This is a genomic window from Polaromonas sp. P1_G2, from assembly GCF_056405515.1.
In genome coordinates this window covers 1-429 of sequence record NZ_JBFUBY010001289.1, presented here as the reverse complement: position 1 = coordinate 429, position 429 = coordinate 1, and the positions used below count along the sequence as shown (strand labels likewise).

Below are 429 nucleotides of genomic sequence, written 5' to 3'. Positions count from 1 at the left end.
ACGCCGGTCTGTTCGCAGGTGAAGCCGATGCCGAAACGGAAGAGATAGAGCGCGCCGCCGGTGGAGAGGTTGGCGCAGGTGAAGCTCACCTTGCCCGGGCTTTCGCGATTGACGAATTGTCCGAGAAAATCCTGGAATTTGCTTGCAACATAGAACCAGCCGGCGGAATAAAGGGCGACGGCGATCACCACCGCTATGCCGAGCCGCCGGATTTTTCGTCCGGCCGGTGAAGATGCGGCGCTCGCCTCTGCTGTCATTCAATGCTCCCAGACTGCCCGGATTCAGATGTCGCCCTTGCCAATGCCTGCCGATATGGACGAATTTTGGGTATTTGGCTACGGTTCGCTGATGTGGAACCCGGGCTTTGCCTTCGAGGAGCGGCATCTTGCCGTGCTCCGGGGCTATCACCGCGCGCTCTGCATCCATTCC

General features: G+C 59.7%; 2 protein-coding genes. One reads left to right on the top strand and one right to left on the bottom strand.

The features are described 5' to 3' along the window. On the bottom strand, positions 1-191 hold a 191-nt coding region (locus AC1D0P_RS30185; protein ID WP_477680095.1), incomplete at its 3' end, for a hypothetical protein. A gap of 4 nt (positions 192-195) precedes the next feature. Here AC1D0P_RS30185 and AC1D0P_RS30180 point away from each other — a divergent pair. Beyond that, a partial coding sequence (locus tag AC1D0P_RS30180) for a gamma-glutamylcyclotransferase (RefSeq protein WP_477680094.1) occupies positions 196-429 on the top strand: 234 nt, incomplete at its 3' end.